This is a genomic window from Pseudomonas sp. B21-012, assembly GCF_024749305.1.
Taxonomy (GTDB): Bacteria; Pseudomonadota; Gammaproteobacteria; order Pseudomonadales; family Pseudomonadaceae; genus Aquipseudomonas.
The window spans coordinates 5,654,211-5,672,734 of record NZ_CP087197.1 but is presented as its reverse complement, the minus strand read 5'-3'; the positions used below and the strand labels follow the sequence as shown (position 1 = coordinate 5,672,734).

17 protein-coding genes are annotated in these 18,524 nt (G+C 62.9%); 9 read left to right on the top strand and 8 right to left on the bottom strand.

Features of this window, described 5'->3' with window-relative positions; all coding sequences use genetic code 11:
- The first annotated feature begins 57 nt into the window (after positions 1 to 57).
- Positions 58 to 2,058: a choline transporter BetT gene (gene betT / locus LOY37_RS26105; protein WP_045201147.1), complete on the top strand. Its 2,001-nt coding sequence runs from the start codon at positions 58 to 60 to the stop codon at positions 2,056 to 2,058.
- A 66-nt stretch (positions 2,059 to 2,124) separates the two neighbouring features.
- Here betT and tauD read toward each other — a convergent pair whose 3' ends face one another.
- Genes tauD through tauA form a run of 4 tightly spaced genes read right to left on the bottom strand, consistent with a single transcriptional unit; the run spans position 2,125 to position 5,601 of the window.
- On the bottom strand, positions 2,125 to 2,958 hold the full coding sequence (tauD, locus tag LOY37_RS26100) for a taurine dioxygenase (RefSeq protein WP_093378359.1): 834 nt from the start codon (positions 2,956 to 2,958) through the stop codon (positions 2,125 to 2,127).
- 19 nt (positions 2,959 to 2,977) lie between these two features.
- Positions 2,978 to 3,817 carry a taurine ABC transporter permease TauC gene (gene tauC, locus LOY37_RS26095; protein ID WP_093378363.1) on the bottom strand — a complete coding sequence of 280 codons (840 nt, stop codon included), beginning with the start codon at positions 3,815 to 3,817 and terminating at the stop codon, positions 2,978 to 2,980.
- Positions 3,814 to 4,608, bottom strand: coding sequence for a taurine ABC transporter ATP-binding subunit (tauB, locus tag LOY37_RS26090; RefSeq protein ID WP_045201150.1), 795 nt, complete (start codon positions 4,606 to 4,608; stop codon positions 3,814 to 3,816). The genes tauC and tauB overlap by 4 nt, the downstream gene beginning before the upstream one ends.
- Positions 4,609 to 4,623: 15 nt before the next feature.
- On the bottom strand, positions 4,624 to 5,601 hold the full coding sequence (gene tauA, locus LOY37_RS26085; protein ID WP_045201151.1) for a taurine ABC transporter substrate-binding protein: 978 nt from the start codon (positions 5,599 to 5,601) through the stop codon (positions 4,624 to 4,626).
- Positions 5,602 to 6,188: 587 nt separating this feature from the next.
- On the opposite strand from tauA, the gene LOY37_RS26080 reads away from it, so the two are divergent.
- The 8 genes from LOY37_RS26080 (at position 6,189) to LOY37_RS26045 (ending at position 13,246) form a co-directional block, all read left to right on the top strand.
- Positions 6,189 to 7,514 (top strand): OprD family porin, encoded by a 1,326-nt coding sequence (locus LOY37_RS26080; protein ID WP_093378368.1) that lies wholly within the window; start codon positions 6,189 to 6,191, stop codon positions 7,512 to 7,514.
- Positions 7,515 to 7,676: 162 nt separating this feature from the next.
- Complete coding sequence (locus LOY37_RS26075) at positions 7,677 to 8,315, top strand: peroxiredoxin (protein ID WP_045201153.1); 639 nt, start codon at positions 7,677 to 7,679, stop codon at positions 8,313 to 8,315.
- Positions 8,316 to 8,538: 223 nt separating this feature from the next.
- On the top strand, positions 8,539 to 9,132 hold the full coding sequence (gene ssuE / locus LOY37_RS26070; RefSeq protein ID WP_045201154.1) for an NADPH-dependent FMN reductase: 594 nt from the start codon (positions 8,539 to 8,541) through the stop codon (positions 9,130 to 9,132).
- 92 nt (positions 9,133 to 9,224) lie between these two features.
- Positions 9,225 to 10,190, top strand: coding sequence for a sulfonate ABC transporter substrate-binding protein (locus LOY37_RS26065; RefSeq protein WP_045201155.1), 966 nt, complete (start codon positions 9,225 to 9,227; stop codon positions 10,188 to 10,190).
- A 58-nt stretch (positions 10,191 to 10,248) separates the two neighbouring features.
- Positions 10,249 to 11,397 (top strand): FMNH2-dependent alkanesulfonate monooxygenase, encoded by a 1,149-nt coding sequence (gene ssuD, locus LOY37_RS26060; RefSeq protein ID WP_045201156.1) that lies wholly within the window; start codon positions 10,249 to 10,251, stop codon positions 11,395 to 11,397.
- Between the two features lie 10 nt (positions 11,398 to 11,407).
- A complete protein-coding gene (ssuC, locus tag LOY37_RS26055) occupies positions 11,408 to 12,202 on the top strand; it encodes an aliphatic sulfonate ABC transporter permease SsuC (RefSeq protein ID WP_195885265.1) in 795 nt (264 codons plus the stop codon).
- Positions 12,199 to 13,011 (top strand): aliphatic sulfonates ABC transporter ATP-binding protein, encoded by an 813-nt coding sequence (gene ssuB / locus LOY37_RS26050; RefSeq protein ID WP_093378378.1) that lies wholly within the window; start codon positions 12,199 to 12,201, stop codon positions 13,009 to 13,011. The genes ssuC and ssuB overlap by 4 nt, the downstream gene beginning before the upstream one ends.
- A gap of 19 nt (positions 13,012 to 13,030) precedes the next feature.
- Positions 13,031 to 13,246, top strand: coding sequence for a molybdopterin-binding protein (locus LOY37_RS26045; RefSeq protein WP_010221227.1), 216 nt, complete (start codon positions 13,031 to 13,033; stop codon positions 13,244 to 13,246).
- A 56-nt stretch (positions 13,247 to 13,302) separates the two neighbouring features.
- Here LOY37_RS26045 and LOY37_RS26040 read toward each other — a convergent pair whose 3' ends face one another.
- The 4 genes from LOY37_RS26040 to LOY37_RS26025 form a co-directional block, all read right to left on the bottom strand.
- Entirely contained in the window at positions 13,303 to 13,929 is a 627-nt protein-coding gene (locus LOY37_RS26040; protein WP_045201159.1) for a TetR/AcrR family transcriptional regulator, read from the bottom strand.
- 1 nt (position 13,930) lies between these two features.
- Positions 13,931 to 15,517 (bottom strand): glutamate--cysteine ligase, encoded by a 1,587-nt coding sequence (gshA, locus tag LOY37_RS26035; protein WP_408980674.1) that lies wholly within the window; start codon positions 15,515 to 15,517, stop codon positions 13,931 to 13,933.
- Between the two features lie 153 nt (positions 15,518 to 15,670).
- Complete coding sequence (locus tag LOY37_RS26030) at positions 15,671 to 16,054, bottom strand: PaaI family thioesterase (RefSeq protein WP_045201161.1); 384 nt, start codon at positions 16,052 to 16,054, stop codon at positions 15,671 to 15,673.
- Positions 16,054 to 18,372 (bottom strand): Tex family protein, encoded by a 2,319-nt coding sequence (locus LOY37_RS26025; protein ID WP_258716024.1) that lies wholly within the window; start codon positions 18,370 to 18,372, stop codon positions 16,054 to 16,056. The genes LOY37_RS26030 and LOY37_RS26025 overlap by 1 nt, the downstream gene beginning before the upstream one ends.
- Positions 18,373 to 18,524: the final 152 nt, after the last annotated feature.

Sequence of the window (18,524 nt, the reverse complement as noted above, 5' to 3'; positions counted from 1 at the left end):
CCCTTTGCTGAACCCGTTCAATCCAAGCTTCTCCCCCCTCGGCGAGGTGCACATCCGATGAGTGCACCCAGCTCCGAATCCAGCGGCAAGATCCGCATGAACCCGCCGGTTTTCTACTTCGCGGCGAGCTTTATCCTGATATTCGGCCTGGTGGTCATCAGCAACCCGCAAGCCGCTGGCGAGTGGCTGCTGGCGGCGCAGAACTGGGCGGCCAACACCGTTGGCTGGTACTACATGCTGGCGATGACCCTGTACCTGGTCTTCGTGGTGGTCACCGCCTTGTCTGGCTACGGCAAGATCAAGCTCGGTGCCGACCACGACGAGCCCGAGTTCAGCTACCTGTCCTGGGCCGGCATGCTGTTCGCCGCCGGCATCAGCATTACCCTGTTCTTCTTCTGCGTCTCCGAACCCCTGACCCACATGCTGCAGCCGCCGCAAGGCGAGGCCGGCACGGTCGAGGCCGGGCGCCAGGCCATGCAGTTGCTGTTCCTGCACTGGGGCCTGCATGGCTGGGGGGTGTTCGCCTTTGTCGGCATGGCCCTGGCCTATTTCGCCTACCGCCATAACCTGCCGCTGGCCCTGCGCTCGGCGCTGTATCCGTTGATTGGCAAGCGCATCAACGGTCCGATTGGTTATGCCGTCGACGGCTTCGGCATCATCGCCACGGTGTTCGGCCTGGGCGCCGACATGGGCTTTGGCGTGTTGCACCTGAACTCCGGCCTGGACTACCTGTTCGGCGTGCCGCACACCCAGTGGGTGCAGGTGATCCTCATCACCCTGATGATGGGCGCGGCGGTCGCGGTGGCGGTTGCCGGGGTCGAGAAGGGCGTGCGGGTGATGTCCGACATCAACATGTTCCTGGCCTGCGCGCTGCTGCTGTTCGTGCTGTTCGCCGGCCCTACCCAGCACCTGTTCAACACCCTGATCCAGAACCTCGGTGACTATCTTGGCGCCTTGCCGCGCAAGAGTTTTGACGTCTACGCCTACAACCAGGCCAATGAGTGGCTGGGCGGCTGGACGGTGTTCTACTGGGCCTGGTGGATTGCCTGGGCGCCGTTTGTCGGCCTGTTCATCGCGCGGATTTCCCGCGGCCGGACCATCCGCGAGTTCGTCTTCGGCGTGTTGCTGATTCCGCTGGGCTTCACCCTGGCGTGGATGTCGATCTTTGGTAACAGCGCGTTGTTCCAAGTGCTCGAGCACGGCATGACCGCGCTGGGCCAGTCGGCCCTCGATAACCCGTCGATGACCCTCTACCTGTTGCTGGAAACCTACCCGTGGAGCAAGGCGGTGATCGCCGTCACGGTGTTCATCAGCTTCGTGTTCTTCGTCACCTCGGCAGACTCCGGCACCGTGGTGCTCTCGACCCTCTCCGCCCGTGGCGGCAATGCCGATGAAGACGGGCCGAACTGGCTGCGGGTGTTCTGGGGCGCGATGACCGCACTGGTGACCAGCGGCTTGCTGTTCGCCGGCAGTATCGATTCGCTGAAATCGGCGGTAGTGCTCACCTCGCTGCCGTTCTCGGTGATCTTGTTGCTGATGATGTGGGGCCTGCACAAGGCCTTCTATCTGGAGTCGCAACGACAGATCGCCCAGTTGCATTCGCTGGCGCCGTTCGCCAATTCGCGGCGCGGCCGCGGTGGCTGGCGTCAGCGCCTGAGCCAGGCCGTGCACTTCCCGTCACGCGACGAGGTGTACCGCTTCATGGACGACGTGGTGCGCCCGGCGATTGCCGAGGTGACCGAGGTGTTTAGCGAGAAGGGCCTGCACGTCATCACCCAGGAAGACCCGAGCCACGACAACGTCAGCTTGAAGATCGGCCATGGCGAAGAGCAGCCGTTCATTTACCAGGTGCAGATGCGCGGTTACTTCACGCCGTCATTTGCCTTGGGCGGCCTGGGTACCCAGGAGCTGAAGAACCGTCGTTACTACCGTGCCGAGGTGCACCTGAGCGAGGGCAGCCAGGACTATGACCTGGTGGGCTACAGCAAGGAGCAGATCATCAACGACATTCTGGATCAGTACGAACGGCATATGCAGTTCTTGCATCTGGTGCGCTAAAAGCATCGCGGTCTTGCCCGCTCCCACAGTGTGGACTGCTGGGAGCGGGCAAGACCGCGATGGATCTTAAAACGGCGCATCCCCGAGAATCGTCGCCCGGTGCATCACCCGCCGCGCCGGCCGGTAATCATCCACCGCGTAATGCTGGGTCACGCGGTTATCCCAGAACGCCACGTCGTTTTCCTGCCAGCGCCAGCGAATGGTGAACTCCGGGCGGGTCGCGTGGGCGAACAGCAGCTTGAGAATCGCCTCGCTTTCAGCCTCGCTCAGTTCGTTGATGCGGGTGGTGAAGCCCTCATTGACGAACAGTGCCTTGCGCTTGCTCACCGGGTGGGTACGGATTACCGGGTGCGACAGCGGCGGGTTGTTACGCCGTGCCGTTTCCCAGCGCGCCAGGTCCTCAGGGGTGGTGCCGAAACGCTCCAGCGGGAACGACTTGGTGAAATCATGGGTGGCGGTGAGGCCAGCCAACAGCTGCTGCAGCGGTGCCGACAGTGCCTCATAGGCAGCAATGCCACTGGCCCACAAGGTATCGCCACCGTAGGCCGGCAGTTGCTTGGCACTGAGCACCGCACCCAGTGCCGGGGTTGGCAGGAAGGTCACATCGGTGTGCCAGATGGCGTTGTCGCGCACGTCGGTGACGGCGGTGTCGAGCACCAGCACCTGCGGGGTTTCCGGTACATTGGGGTAGATCGGGTGGATATGCAGGTCGCCAAAGCGCGCGGCGAAATCGGCCTGCTGCTGCGGGTTGATCGGCTGGTCGCGAAAGAACAGTACCTGGTGCTTGAGCAGCGCCTGTTCGATGGCGTCGCGTTGTTCTTTGTTGATTTCGCGGCTGAGGTCGATGCCGCTGATCTGGGCGCCGAGCGCCGGGCTCAGCGGGGTAATGGTCAGGCTCATGGTTGTTCTCTGTTCGGTTTCAATGGCTCTGGCCGTGCCAGGGCACCAGCTTGCGCTGCAGGGCGCGCAGGCCCATTTCCAGGGCGAAGGCAATCAAGGCGATCACCAGGATGCCCAGCACCACCACGTCGGTGACCAAAAACTGCGCCGCCGACTGCACCATGAAACCCAGGCCGCTGGTGGCGGCGATCAGCTCGGCGGCCACCAGGGTTGACCAGCCAACCCCCAGGCCAATGCGTACGCCGGTAAGAATGTCGGGCAGGGCGCTGGGCAAAATCACGTGGCGAATCAGCTGCCAACGGGTGGCGCCCAGCGACTGCGCCGCGCGCAGCCTGGTCGGGTCGACGGTGCGCACGCCAGTGGCGGTGGCAATGGCGATCGGGGCGAAGATCGCCAGGTAAATCAGCAGCACTTTCGACAGCTCGCCGATACCGCACCAGATCACGATCAGTGGCAGGTAGGCCAGGGGCGGAATCGGCCGGTAGAACTCGATCAGCGGGTCGAGAATGCCGCGGGCTATACGGTTATGGCCGATGGCGATGCCGATCGGGATTGCCGTGACAATCGCCGCGCCAAGGGCCAGGCCGATACGTTGCAGGCTGGCGCCCAGGTGCTGCCACAGGGTGGACTCCATGTAGCCCTGGGTCAGCAGCAACCAGGCCTTGCCCAGCACCGCTTCCGGCGAGGGCAAAAAAAGTGGCTCGATCCATTCGGCGGCGGTCACCGCCCACCACAGCAGCAACAGCGTGGCCAGGGTCAGGCCGCTGATCCAGCGGGTGCTCAGGCTGCGCCGGGGTTTGCTCGGCGCAGTGTGGCTGGCGGTGCGTTTGCTCGCTACCGGGACATCCAGGCTGCTCATGCGGACTCCTGCCGCGTTGCGGCACTGCGTTGGGAGAACACCCGGGCCAGCACGTGCTCGCGGGTTTCGATAAAGCGCGGGTCGGACTTGATCGAACGGGCCGACTCGCCGGCGCTGTAGCGCTGGCCAAAGTCCAGTTGCAGGCGTTCGACGATCTGCCCGGGGTTCGGCGCCAGCAACACCAGTTCGGTGGCGAGGAACACCGCCTCTTCAATGTCGTGGGTAATCAGGAATACCGGCTTGGCGGTACGCTGCCAGACCTGCAACAGCAACTCCTGCATCTGTTCACGGGTAAAGGCATCCAGCGCGCCGAACGGCTCGTCCATCAGCAGAACCCGCGGATCGGCGGCCAGCGCCCGGGCCAGGCCCACGCGCTGCTTCTGGCCACCGGACAATTGCCAGATGCGCCGGTTGCCGAAGTCCGCCAGGTCGACCAGGGCGAGCATTTCGCGGGCCTTTTTCTCGCGGCTGGCGCGTGGCACGCCGGCCAGTTCCAGGCCGAAGGCGACGTTGGCCAGCACGTCTTGCCAGGGCAGTAGAGCATCATCCTGGAACACCACGCCGCGCTCGGCGCCCGGACCTTGTACCGGCTCGCCGTCGAGGGTGATACGGCCACTGCTGGGCGCCACGAAACCGGCAATCAGGTTGAGCAACGAGGTCTTGCCGCTGCCCGAAGGGCCGAGGGCCACCAGCAATTGCTGCGGGCCCAGGCTCAGGTTGATATCGGCCAGCACCGGCTCGGCCGCGCCGGGGTACTGTGCGCTGATGCGCTCCAGTTGTAACAGGGCCATGGTCTGCTCCGAGTCTCAGTTGGCGATGAATTTGGCGCTGACGTAAGGCGCGTAGTCCGGCAGCACCGCTTCGACCTTGCCTTGCTCCTTGAGGAAGGTGGCGGTGTCGGTGATTGCCTGGGTGGTCGGTGCACCGAGTGCTGCGACCTGGTCAGCGGCCAGCGGGAACACGTTGCCTTGCAGCAGGCCAGGGATGTCAGCCGCCTTGGCGCCGGAGAGCTTGACCAGCTTGTCGACGTTACTCTGGTTTGCCAGCCACGCTTGCGGGTCCTTGCGGTAGTCGGCGTAGGCATCGAGGGTGACCTTGGCGAAGGCCTTGACGATCTCCGGGTGCTTGGCGGCGAAGTCCTTGCGCACGATCCAGGCATCGAAAGTCGGCGCGCCTTTTTCGGCCAACTCAGCGGAGGTGATCAGCACCTTGCCGTTTTCCTTGGCCACGCCCAGGGCCGGGTCCCAGACGTAGGTGGCGTCGATGTCGCCGCGCTTCCAGGCGGCGATGATTGCCGGTGGCGCGAGGTTGAGGATCTGTACCTTGGCTGGGTCGATGTTCCATTGCTTGAGTGCGGCCAGCAGGCTGTAGTGACCGGTGGAGACGAACGGCACGGCAATCTTCTTGCCGATCAGGTCCTGTGGCGAGTTGATGCCGGCGCCGTCGCGGGCGACCAGGGCTTCGGCTGCGCCGATCTGGGTGGCGATCAGGAAGGTTTCCACCGGCAGTTTGCGGGTCGCAGCGGCGGCCAGCGGGCTGGAGCCGAGGTAGCCGATCTGTACGTCGCCGGAGGCCACGGCGGTGATCACGTCGGCGCCGCTGTCGAATTTGCGCCAGTCGATATCGGCCTTGCTGGTTTTCTCGTAGGTGCCGTCGACCTGGGCGACTTTCGCCGGGTCGACGGTGGTCTGGTAGGCCACCGTCAGGTCGGCCGCCTGGGCAAACCAGCTGGTGCCGGCCAGGGTCAGGGCGGCGAACAGGCGCAGGGGAGCATGCAGGGTCATGGTTAACTCCTTGTCAGGCGGGCGATTGTGTTGGTGTGGGATAAGACTAGATGATCTAAGAAAGTTAAAATAAATAACCTTTTAGCATTAGCTTAGGAGCCAATTGATTTAAGGCTTGCGAAAGGGGGGAGTCATCGCGGGGCAAGCCCGCTCCAGCCTATAGGCGCCATCGGCCTGGGCGACAAAAGTGACGCTGGTCAAGGTCAGGGCGCAGAGGAAACGCAATGATGGCCTGGCCATGAGGGCTACTTTGTCGAAGGGGAAGGATCGACGAAGCTAAGCGATCTAAAAAACCGCTTTGAAATATCCTTTAGGAATTAGCTTATGTGCCGATAACGGCAGCGAAGAAAAATCTTGGGTGATATTCCGTAATAATCTGAAAAATTACGAAATAAGTCTTTTTGGATTTATAGGATTGTCATTATCCTTCACCCCCACCGCTGGTGCATTAGACCAAAGTAGTGAAATGAATAGTTACGATTGACTTGACGGTCACCCTTTGGTGCTAATCGCCCATCGACGTCGAGCGGGACACAAAGATCCTGCCGTAAGCGACACACAAGAATTAGAACGTAGAGGAGCAAAACATGTACAAGTCCACCTTGGCACTTGCCGTGGCCGTTGGGGTTCTGGCCCAGCAGGCGGGTGCTGCCGGCTTCATCGAAGACAGCAAGGCAACACTGAAGCTGCGCAACTTCTATATCAACACCGACAACCGTAACCACGGTACCAACACCAGCACCAACTACCAGGAAGAATGGGGTCAGGGCTTCCAGGTCGATTACGCCTCGGGCTTCACCCAGGGCACCGTCGGCTTTGGTGTTGACGCTATTGCCCTGTTGGGCGTGCGTCTGGACTCGGGCAAGGGCCGTCATGGCAACCCGACCAGCGCCTCCTATGGTGGTTCGGTGTTCCCGACCGACAGCAACGGTCGTGCAGTCGACGAGTACTCCAGCCTGGGCCTGACCGCCAAGGCCAAGATTTCCCAGACCGAACTGCGCTACGGCACCCTGCTGCCGAAGCTGCCGGTCATCTCGTACAACGATGGTCGCCTGCTGCCGCAAACCTTCGAAGGTGGTCAGATCACCTCGAACGAGTTCAAGGACCTGACCCTGATCGGTGGTCAGATCGAGCACGTCAAAGGCCGTAACTCCAGCAACAACGAAGAAATGTCGATCGCTGGCGCCAACAACGCCCGTACCGGCAAGTTCAGCAACAAGTTCCTCTACGCCGGTGCCGACTACAAGGTCACCAAGGACCTGCTGCTGCAGTACTACTATGGCAACCTGGAAGACTTCTACAAACAGCACTTCCTGGGTGCGGTACACAACTGGGCAATCGGCCCGGGCGTGCTGAAGTCCGACTTCCGTTACTTCCACAGCACTGACGACGGCGCCAACAGCAACGATCCGGCCTACTTCACCAGCGGCTGGTACGGCAACGGCACCAAGGGCAAGGTTGATAACGATCTGTACAGCGCCCTGTTCCTCTACACCGTCCAGGGTCACACCTTCGGTGGCGGTTACCAGGTCTCTAGCGGTGACAGCGACTTCCCTTGGCTGAACCAGGGTGACGGCTCGTCCAACTACACCATCACCGACTCGCAGATCCAGAAGTTCGGCCGTGCCGGTGAGCGTACCTGGCAGGCTCGCTACTCCTACGATTTCGCCAAGGTCGGCCTGGCGGGCGCTACTGCCGGCGTCACCTACCTCAAAGGCGATAACATCGATTCGGCAATCGGTGACCGTACCGAGTGGGAACGTGATATCACCGTGGCCTACGTGGTACCGGAAGGCACCCTCAAGGGCCTGGGCATCATGTGGAAAAACGCCACCTGGCGCAGCGACATTGCCAACACCAAGGACCAGGACGAAAACCGTCTGATCCTCAGCTACTCCATCCCGCTGCTGTAAGGCGAGAAAAGCGCGCCCGCCCGGCCCTGTGCCGCGCGGGCGTTGTTTTGCCTGTTTTTTAATATTTCTGTTAGTTCTAAATAAATCGATATTTATTCTTTTTAATTTCAGCAGGAAGCAGGCACAGTGAAGCCATAACGAACCCAGCCAAGGAGCCGCACCATGAGCCTCAGACTCGGCGATATCGCCCCCGACTTCGAACAGGATTCCAGCGCCGGCAAGATCCGCTTCCACGAATGGCTGGGCGACAGCTGGGGCGTGCTGTTCTCTCACCCGGCCGACTTTACCCCGGTGTGCACCACCGAACTGGGCTTCACCGCCAAGCTCAAAGAGCAGTTCGCCGAGCGCGGGGTCAAGGCCATTGCCCTGTCGGTGGACCCGGTCGATTCGCACCACCGCTGGATCGAAGACATCAACGAAACCCAGAACACTGTCGTCAACTTCCCGATCCTGGCTGATGCCGATCGCAAGGTTTCCGACCTCTACGACCTGATTCATCCCAATGCCAGCGACACCCTGACGGTGCGTTCCCTGTTCGTCATCGACCCGAACAAGAAGATCCGCCTGACCATCACCTATCCGGCCAGCACCGGGCGCAACTTCCACGAGATCTTGCGGGTAATCGATTCGCTGCAACTGACCGACAACCACAAGGTTGCCACCCCGGCCAACTGGCAGGACGGTGACGAAGTGGTGATCGTGCCATCGCTCAAGGATGAAGACGAAATCAAGCGCCGCTTTCCCAAGGGTTACCGGGCGGTCAAGCCATACCTGCGCCTGACCCCGCAACCCAATCGTTGATCTTTAGCCATAGCAGGGAACTCGGGCCGTTTACGGCCCTTTTTTTATTCCCCTGGAGGCCGGTAGGAGCGGGCTTGCCCCGCGATGCCCCTATAGTTCCGTAAAGAATAAACAAATGAAAAAATATGATTTATAGATATATGTATCGAGCTGTTAAGGTCACTCCACTCCAGCGAGAACTGCAACTCGCGGCCCTCTAGAACACGATCAAGGATGCGCTCCAATGCTGGTTGTTTCTCTCGGTGGTAGTCCCAGTCTGCGTTCGCGCTCCGGCGTCCTGCTTGAGCGCAGCCGCCAGTGGCTGCAGGGCCAGGGCGTGGAAGTGGTGACATTCCAGGTACGCGACTTTCCCGCCGAAGACCTGCTGCATGCACGCTTCGACAGCCCCAGGGTGCAGCATTTTCTGCAGTTGGTAGAGCAGGCCGACGGCTTGGTGGTTGCCACTCCGGTGTACAAGGCTTCGTTTGCCGGTGCGCTGAAAACCCTGCTCGACCTGCTGCCCGAACGCGCCCTGAACCACAAGGTGGTGCTGCCGATCGCAACCGGCGGCAGCATCGCCCACATGCTCGCTGTGGACTACGCGCTCAAGCCGGTACTGTCTGCGCTCAAGGCCCAGGAAACCCTGCAAGGCATCTTCGCCGACGACAGCCAGATCGCCTACGGCGAAGGCAGTGCCGCCGCGCAACTGGCGCCGGCGCTGGAGCAGCGCCTGCTGGAATCGCTCGAACTGTTCCACAGCGCCCTGGCGCGTCGACCCAAACCGGTCGCCCCGGGCGTGTTGAATGAACGTCTGCTCAGTGCTCGCTGGAGCATCTGAGGCTTACCTCCCGTTACCTGTAATTCCCACCTTACTCGCCCGCCAACGGGCAAGCAGGTGCAGCCTGAACCCCAACAGCAAAGGAGAGCGCTATGCGCACTGTCATTTTGCGTCGTGGTCTGGTCGCTCTGTTTGCTGCGGCTGTGTCCTTCGGCGCCATTACTCAAGCCCAGGCTGAAAGCCTGCGTATCGGTTACCAGAAGTACGGCACCCTGGTGCTGCTCAAAGCCAAGGGCACGCTGGAAAAACGCCTTGCCGCCCAGGGCGTGCAGGTGCAATGGACTGAATTCCCCGGTGGCCCGCAACTGCTCGAAGGCCTGAACGTCGGCTCGATCGACTTCGGCGTTACCGGCGAAACCCCGCCGGTGTTCGCCCAGGCCGCTGGCGCCGACCTGCTGTATGTCGCCTACGAGCCGCCGGCGCCGCACAGTGAAGCGATCCTGGTGCCCAAGGGCTCGCCGATCCAGTCGGTGAAGGAACTCAAGGGCAAGAAAGTCGCGCTGAACAAAGGTTCCAACGTCCACTACCTGCTGGTCCGCGCCCTGGAAGACGCCGGCCTCAAGTACAGCGACATCCAGCCGGTGTTCCTGCCGCCCGCCGATGCCCGCGCCGCCTTCGAGCGCGGCAGCGTCGATGCCTGGGTGATCTGGGACCCGTACCAGGCGGCGGCCGAGCAGCAGCTGCAGGCGCGAACCCTGCGCGATGGCCAGGGCATCGTCGACAACCACCAGTTCTACCTGGCGACCAAGCCTTATGCGCAAAAGCACCCTGAAGTGATCAGCGCGCTGGTCGATGAAGTGCGCGCGGTGGGCGAGTGGTCCAAGGCCAACCCGCAGGAAGTCACTGACCAGGTCGCGCCGCTGCTCGGCCTGCCGGCCGACATCACCCTGACCTCGGTCAAGCGCCAGGGCTACGGCGCTGCCTTCCTGACCCCGCAAGTGATCGCTGCCCAGCAGAAGATCGCCGACACCTTCAAGACGCTCAAGCTGATTCCCAAGCCCTTGAGCATCAAGGATGTGATCTGGACCCCACCGGCCAAGGTCGCCAGCGCCCCTTGACGATTTGCCCGCGCCGGGGCGCCGCCCCGGTCTGCGCCACCCCTAGGAGACAACTCCAATGAGCCTCAACGTATTCTGGTTTCTTCCCACCCATGGCGACGGCCATTACCTTGGCACCGCCGAGGGCGCGCGCGCCGTCGATCACGGCTACCTGCAGCAGATTGCCCAGGCCGCCGACCGCCTCGGTTTTGGCGGCGTGTTGATTCCGACCGGGCGTTCCTGCGAGGACTCCTGGCTGGTTGCCGCGTCGCTGATCCCGGTAACCCAGCGCCTGAAGTTCCTGGTCGCGCTGCGCCCGGGGATCATCTCGCCGACCGTAGCGGCGCGTCAGGCGGCAACCCTGGATCGTCTTTCCGGTGGCCGTGCCTTGTTCAACCTGGTCACTGGCGGCGATCCGGAAGAGCTGTCCGGTGACGGCCTGTTCCTCAGCCATGAAGAGCGCTACCAGGCTTCAGTGGAATTTACCCGCATCTGGCGCCGGGTGCTGGAAGGCGAAACCGTCGACTACGACGGCCAGCACATCCAGGTCAAAGGTGCCAAGCTGCTCTATCCGCCGATCCAGCAGCCGCGTCCGCCGCTGTACTTTGGCGGCTCTTCAGAAGCGGCCCAGGACCTGGCAGCCGAGCAGGTCGAGCTGTACCTGACCTGGGGCGAGCCGCCTGCGGCGGTGGCCGAGAAGATCGAGCAAGTGCGCGCCAAAGCCGCCAAGCAAGGCCGCACGGTGCGCTTCGGCATCCGCCTGCACGTGATCGTGCGCGAAACCAACGCCGAAGCCTGGCAGGCCGCCGAGCGGCTGATCTCGCACCTGGACGACGACACCATCGCCCGCGCCCAGGCCTCGCTGGCACGCTTCGATTCGGTCGGCCAGCAACGCATGGCCGCGCTGCATGGCGGCAACCGCGACAACCTCGAAGTCAGCCCCAACCTCTGGGCCGGTGTCGGCCTGGTGCGCGGCGGTGCCGGCACGGCGCTGGTCGGCGACGGCCCGACTGTGGCCGAGCGGGTCAAGGAATACGCAGCATTGGGCATCGATACCTTCATCTTCTCCGGTTATCCACACCTGGAAGAGTCGTACCGGGTCGCCGAGCTGCTGTTCCCGCACCTGGACGTGGAGCGCCCGCAACTGCCGCAAAGCGGTGGCTACGTGAGCCCGTTCGGCGAGATGGTCGCCAACGACATCCTGCCTAAATCCTCGGCGCAGCGCTGAGGGCCGGGCCATGAGTCGTAAATCCACTCCCTGGCAGCAACGCCTGGCGCCCTGGGCGTTGCCGCTGCTGTTGTTGGCGGTCTGGCAACTGGCAGTCAGCGTCGGCTGGCTGTCGACGCGGATTTTGCCGGCGCCCAGCGCGGTATTAAGCGCTGGCGTCGAGCTGGTACGCAGCGGCGAGATCTGGACCCACCTGGCAATCAGTGGCTGGCGCGCCGGCGTCGGTTTTGTGATTGGCGGTGCCATCGGCCTGGCGCTGGGCTTTATCACCGGCCTGTCGAAATGGGGCGAACGCCTGCTCGACAGTTCGGTGCAGATGATCCGCAACGTACCTCACCTGGCGCTGATTCCGCTGGTGATCCTGTGGTTCGGCATCGACGAGTCGGCAAAGATTTTCCTGGTGGCCCTGGGCACTTTGTTCCCGATCTACCTGAACACCTACCACGGCATCCGCAACGTCGACCCGGCGCTGGTGGAAATGGCCCGCAGCTATGGTTTGTCCGGCTTCGAGCTGTTTCGCCAGGTGATTCTGCCCGGTGCCTTGCCGTCGATCCTGGTCGGCGTGCGCTTTGCCCTGGGCTTTATGTGGCTGACCCTGATCGTTGCCGAAACCATTTCGGCTAACGCCGGCATCGGCTACCTGGCAATGAACGCCCGCGAGTTCCTGCAGACCGATGTGGTGGTCCTGGCGATCGTTCTCTATGCCGTGCTCGGCAAGCTTGCAGACCTGGCCGCACGCGGCCTCGAGCGGGTCTGGCTGCGCTGGCATCCGGCCTATCAAGCGAGCAGGGGAGAGGGCGCATGACCATCCTCAAGGATCCACCACCACGGCTGCTGCGCGGGATTCCGCTGGCGGCGCAGAACCTGCAGAAGACCTTCGGCCAGCGCCAGGTACTGCGTGATATCGACCTGCACATTCCGGCCGGGCAGTTCGTCGCCATTGTCGGGCGCAGTGGCTGCGGCAAGAGCACCTTGCTGCGCTTGCTCGCCGGCCTCGACCAACCCAGTGGCGGCGAGTTGCTGGCAGGTTCCGCGCCGCTGCGCGAAGCCCAGGAAGACACCCGCCTGATGTTCCAGGAAGCGCGCCTGCTGCCGTGGAAGAAGGTTATCGACAACGTTGGCCTGGGCCTCTCGGGCAACTGGCGGCCACGGGCGCTGGAAGCGCTGGCAGCGGTCGGCCTGGCCGAGCGTGCCAATGAATGGCCGGCGGCCTTGTCGGGTGGCCAGAAGCAGCGCGTGGCCCTGGCCCGGGCACTGATTCACCAGCCACGCCTGTTGCTGCTCGATGAGCCGCTAGGGGCACTGGATGCCCTGACCCGGATCGAGATGCAGCAGTTGATCGAACGGCTGTGGCGCCAGCACGGCTTCACCGTGTTGCTGGTTACCCACGACGTCAGCGAGGCGGTGGCGGTAGCCGACCGGGTGATTCTCATCGAAGACGGCGAGGTGGGCCTGGACCTTATCGTCGACCTGCCACGCCCGCGGGTACGCGGCTCACACCGCCTGGCTGCACTGGAAACCGAAGTTCTCAACCGGGTTCTGTCGATTCCGGGCACACCGCCCGAGCCGGAACCTGTCGCACCTTTGCCGACGCAATTGCGTTGGGCTCTCTGACCTGTAAGGAACCAAGCAGATGACTATCAAAGCGATCAACGTACGCAACCAGTTCAAAGGCACCGTCAAAGAAATCCTCGAAGGCCCGGTATTGTCGGAAATCGATGTGCAGACCGCCTCGGGTATCGTCACCTCGGTGATCACCACCCGTTCGGTGCGTGAGCTGGAATTGACTATTGGCAGCGAGGTGATTGCCTTTGTGAAGTCGACCGAAGTGTCGATCGCCAAGCTCTGAAAATCGCGGGTCAAGCCCGCTCCCTGTAGGAGCGGGCTTGACCCGCGATGAGGCCGTCAGCGTTTAGGCAGAAAGGGCGGTAGGTACAAGCCCAGATACGCATCAAACACCCGCATCCCTTCCTCGGCCATGCGCGGCGTAATCTGCCCATGCAACTGCACCGAACGGGCATACACCCGGTCACCCAGTTCCATGGCCAAGGCAAACACATCGACATCCTCCGGTAACACCGGCAACTGGAAATGCGCGGCAAACAGCCTGTGCATCAGGTCGCCCAGCTCGATGTCGTGCTGGCGGTCAGCCTGGGTCACTTCGCTCAGGCCATGTTGGGCGAGAATCAATTGCCGGGCCGCGGCGTCTTCGTTGTAGATCACCAGCATGCGCTGCTCGACCAGGCGCGACAGGTCGTGCCAGGTGTTCAGCGCCGCTGAATCAATCGGTGCTTCAAGGCAGGCGCGAAAGGCGCCATGTACGTCGGCGGTGAGTGCTTCAAGCAACGCCGGGACACTGGCGAAGAAGTGATACACCGACGACGGCGGAATCTGCGCGCGCTCGGCCACGCTGTAAATCGACAGGCTGGCCACCCCTTCGCTGGCCAGCAGCGTGCGCGCCGCCTCGAGGATCGAATCGATCCTCGCCTGGCTGCGGGCCCGGGGTTTGCGCGGGGTAACGGTGCGGGTCATGTCAGTTGCTGATCGCCAGGATGCTCGCCTGGTAAGCGCTGACGAACAGGTCGAAATCAGCCTTGTCCTCTTCACGTTCAAGCTTGGCCTGGGCTTCCAGGGACTGGCGCGCTGCGCTTTCGAAACCTTGCTGCTGCTCGGCTGAAAGGGCCTGGGCGCGGAAGAACTCGGCATGCGCCTGGCTTTGGCGCAAGGCGAAGCGGCTGAAGCTTTCCTTGTGCTCGGTCATGCTCGCCAACACCTGCGCCGATGGCGTCAGGGCAGGGTCGCTGACCTTGGCTTTCTGCGCCTGCAGGGCCTTGGCGTGTTCGTCGCCGCCCTGGCTGCGGTCAAGCAGTTCAGCCAGTGGCGCGATGCGTTCGAGCAATTCATCGGCCCACTGCTTGAGTTCGACCGGCTGGCCGTCACGCTGCAGTTGCAGGCCCGGGCGGCGACCTTCCTTGACCACGCTGAGGAAGTTGCCGGTGCAGTTACCGCATTCCTGGTTGTCCAGCAGCGGGCTGTCTTCCAGGGCGCAGAACAGCAGGAAGGCATCGAGGAAACGCGCTTGCGGCAGGTCGATACCGGTGGGCAGGAACGGGTTGATGTCCAGGCAGCGTACTTCGACGTACTGGATACCACGGGCCATCAGCGCCTGGATCGGCCGCTCGCCGCTGTAGGTGACGCGCTTGGGGCGAATGTTGGAGTAGTACTCGTTTTCGATCTGCAGGATGTTGGTGTTCAGCTGAACCCACTCGCCATCCTTGTGCGTACCGATCTCGACATAGGGCGCGTACGGCGTGGCCACCGCCTTGCGCAGGCTGTCGGTGTAGCTGGCGAGGTTGTTGTAGCACGGCGTCAGGCCGGCCTGGGCGTTGCTCTGGTAACCCAGGTCGCTCATGCGCAGGCTGGTGGCGTAGGGCAGGTACAGGGTGTCGGCGTCGAACTGCTCAAGCTGGTGCGGGCGGCCACGCAAGAAGCCGGCATCCAGGGCCGGCGAGGCGCCGAACAGGTACATCAGCAGCCAGCTGTAGCGACGGAAGTTGCGGATCAGGGCGATGTAGGCCGACGACTGATAGTCGCGATCATCCACCGTGCTGTGTTCCGCTTCGCGCAGCAGCGGCCAGAGTTTTTCTGGCAGCGAGAAATTGTAGTGAATCCCGGCGATGCACTGCATGGTGCGGCCGTAGCGCAGGGCCAGGCCCTTGCGGTAGACGTACTTGAGCTGGCCGATGTTGGAGGTGCCGTACCAGGCGATCGGAATGTCTTCCTCGGCCGGCAGCGGGCAGGGCATCGACGGGCTCCAGAGGAACTCGTTGCCAAGCTTGGTATAAGCGAAGCGGTGGATGTTCTCCAGGCTTTCGAGGGTCTGCGCCGGGTCGGCCAGGGCTGGGGTGATGAACTCCAGCAGCGACTCCGAGTAGTCCGTGGTGATCTGCTCGTGGGTCAACGCCGCGCCCAGGGCTTCGGGGTGCGGAGTCTGGGCCAGACGACCTTCCTCGGTCACACGCAGGCATTCACGCTCGATGCCGTGCAGGCACTGCTTGAGCAGGGAGAGGTTGTCGCCTTGGCCGAGCAGGCTCAGGCGGCGGTTGAGAAGTTCGCTCAAGATGGATTCCTTCACGCGTCAGTCGCCCCAATATGGGGGTAGAGATGACGGTCTACAAGGGTGGACAGAGGAACTGGCGTTGTCGCCTGGTTTTGGCCGGCTTTCGGCAGCGCCTGCGCTCTGCCGAAAGTACCGCAGTTTGGCCATTTGCGGCTAGAGGACGACGAAAGTCCCCTGCGCTTTTGCCACCAGTTTGTCGCCCTGGAGTACATCGGCGTCGACCACCAGCGTGCGCCGCCCGGCATGCAGCACCCGGGCGATGCACAGCACGTCACCTTCGCTGACCGCACGCAGGTAGTTGATCTTGCATTCGAGGGTCACGCTCTGCTGGTCGAAACCATGGGAACTGGAGCAGGCCAGGCCCATGGTGGTGTCGACCAGGCTGAAGATTGCCCCGCCATGCAGCTTGCCGCCGCGGTTGCGCAGGTGCGGCTCCAGGGCCATGGCCACCTCGGCAACGCCGTTTTCCAGGCGTTGCAGACGGCAGCCGAGCAACTGGCTGAAGGCGCTGAAGACGACGTCGTCGGGAACCGTCATCACTTCTTCTTCAGCTGCTTGGCGTTGGCGAACAGCGAGGCCATGGCGTTGTTGGCCGGTGCCGGGGTTTCCTTGGCGCGGGCCGGGGCACTCTGTTGGCGCGGGGCCGAGCCCGGGCGGCTGCCACGGGCGCCGTCGATCTTCTCGCCCGGGGTGTCGCTCATGCGCATCGACAGGCCGACGCGTTTGCGCGGGATGTCGACTTCCATGACCTTGACCTTGACCACGTCGCCGGCCTTGACCGCTTCACGCGGGTCCTTGATGAACTTCTCCGACAGCGCCGAGATATGCACCAGGCCATCCTGGTGCACGCCGATGTCGACGAAGGCACCGAAGTTGGTGACGTTGGTCACCACGCCTTCGAGGATCATCCCCAGTTGCAGGTCCTTGAGGTCTTCGACGCCTTCCTGGAACTCGGCGGTCTTGAACTCCGGGCGTGGGTCGCGGCCGGGTTTGTCCAGTTCCTGGAGGATGTCGGTGACCGTCGGCAGGCCGAAGGTTTCGTCGGTGAACTTCTTCGGGTCCAGGCGCTTGAGGAAGCCGCTGTCGCCGATCAGCGAACGGATGTCACGGTCGGTCTCGGCGGCAATGCGTTGCACCAGCGGGTAGGCTTCCGGGTGCACCGCCGAGGCGTCCAGCGGGTTGTCGCCGTTCATGACGCGCAGAAAGCCTGCGGCCTGTTCGAAGGTTTTTTCGCCCAGGCGGCTGACTTTCTTCAGCGCGGCGCGGGTCTTGAAGGCGCCGTTGGCGTCGCGGTGGGCGACGATGTTCTGTGCCAGGGTGCTGTTGAGGCCGGAGATGCGCGCCAGCAGCGCCACCGACGCGGTGTTGACGTCGACGCCGACGGCGTTCACGCAGTCCTCGACCACCGCATCCAGGCCACGGGCCAGCTTCAACTGCGAAACATCGTGCTGGTACTGGCCGACACCGATGGATTTCGGCTCGATCTTCACCAGTTCCGCCAGCGGGTCCTGCAGGCGGCGGGCGATCGACACAGCGCCACGGATCGACACGTCGAGGTCCGGGAACTCCTTGGCCGCCAGCTCCGAGGCCGAGTACACCGAAGCACCGGCTTCGGAGACCATGACCTTGGTCATTTTCAGCGCTGGATATTTTTTGATCAGTTCGGCGGCGAGCTTGTCTGTTTCGCGGCTGGCGGTGCCGTTACCGATGGCGATCAGCTCGACCGAGTGCTTGGCGCACAGCGCGGCGAGCACGGCGATGGTCTGGTCCCACTGGTTTTTTGGTACGTGCGGGTAGACGGTGGCGGTGTCCAGCAGCTTGCCGGTGGCATCGACCACGGCGACCTTGCAACCGGTGCGCAGGCCCGGGTCCAGGCCCAGGGTGGCGCGCGGGCCGGCCGGGGCGGCCAGCAGCAGGTCGTGCAGGTTGTGGGCGAAGACGTTGATCGCCTCGCCTTCGGCATTGTCGCGCAGCTCGCCGAACAGGTCGGTTTCCAGGTGGCTGTAGAGCTTGACCTTCCAGGTCCAGCGCACCACTTCGGCCAGCCATTTGTCGGCAGGACGGTTCTGATTTTGCAGGCCGAAACGCTCGGCGATCATCATTTCGCACGGGTGCAGGGTGCCCGGCAGTTCTTCGCCGACTTTCAGCGAAGCGGACAGCACGCCTTCGTTGCGGCCGCGGAAAATCGCCAGGGCGCGGTGCGACGGTACGCTCTTGAGCACTTCGTCGTGCTCGAAGTAGTCACGGAACTTCGCCCCTTCCTCTTCCTTGCCGGCCACCAGGCGGGCGCTGAGCACCGCTTCCTGCTTGAGAAAGCTGCGCAGCTTGTCGAGTAGGCTGGCGTCTTCGGCAAAGCGCTCCATGAGGATGTACTTGGCGCCTTCGAGGGCGGCTTTGACATCGGCCACGCCTTTTTCGGCGTCGACGAAACGCGCGGCTTCGGTTTCAGGGCTCAGTTGCGGGTCGTTCAACAGGCCGTCGGCCAGCTCGCCGAGGCCGGCTTCCAGGGCGATCTGGCCCTTGGTGCGGCGCTTTTGCTTGTACGGCAGGTACAGGTCTTCGAGGCGGGTCTTGGTGTCGGCCAATTTGATTTCACGGGCCAGTTCCGGGGTCAGCTTGCCTTGCTCTTCGATGCTGGCAAGGATGCTGACACGCCGTTCGTCCAGCTCGCGCAGGTAGCGCAGGCGCTCTTCCAGGTGACGCAGCTGGGTGTCATCCAGGCTACCGGTGACTTCTTTCCGGTAACGGGCGATAAAAGGCACGGTCGAACCTTCATCAAGTAGAGCCACGGCCGCTTCGACCTGTTGTGGGCGGACACCGAGTTCCTCGGCGATGCGGCTGTTGATGCTGTCCATAAAACCACCTGACAAATTGTGAATACAAAGGCCGCGGCGGGCGCTGTAGAGCGCTTGTGGTCAATGCGGCGCTGGCTGAAAGCGGCGCATTATACCCAGCGCGTCCGGCTTGCGGTGATAGCAGCAGGCCAGTTGTCGGCCCGGCAATACTG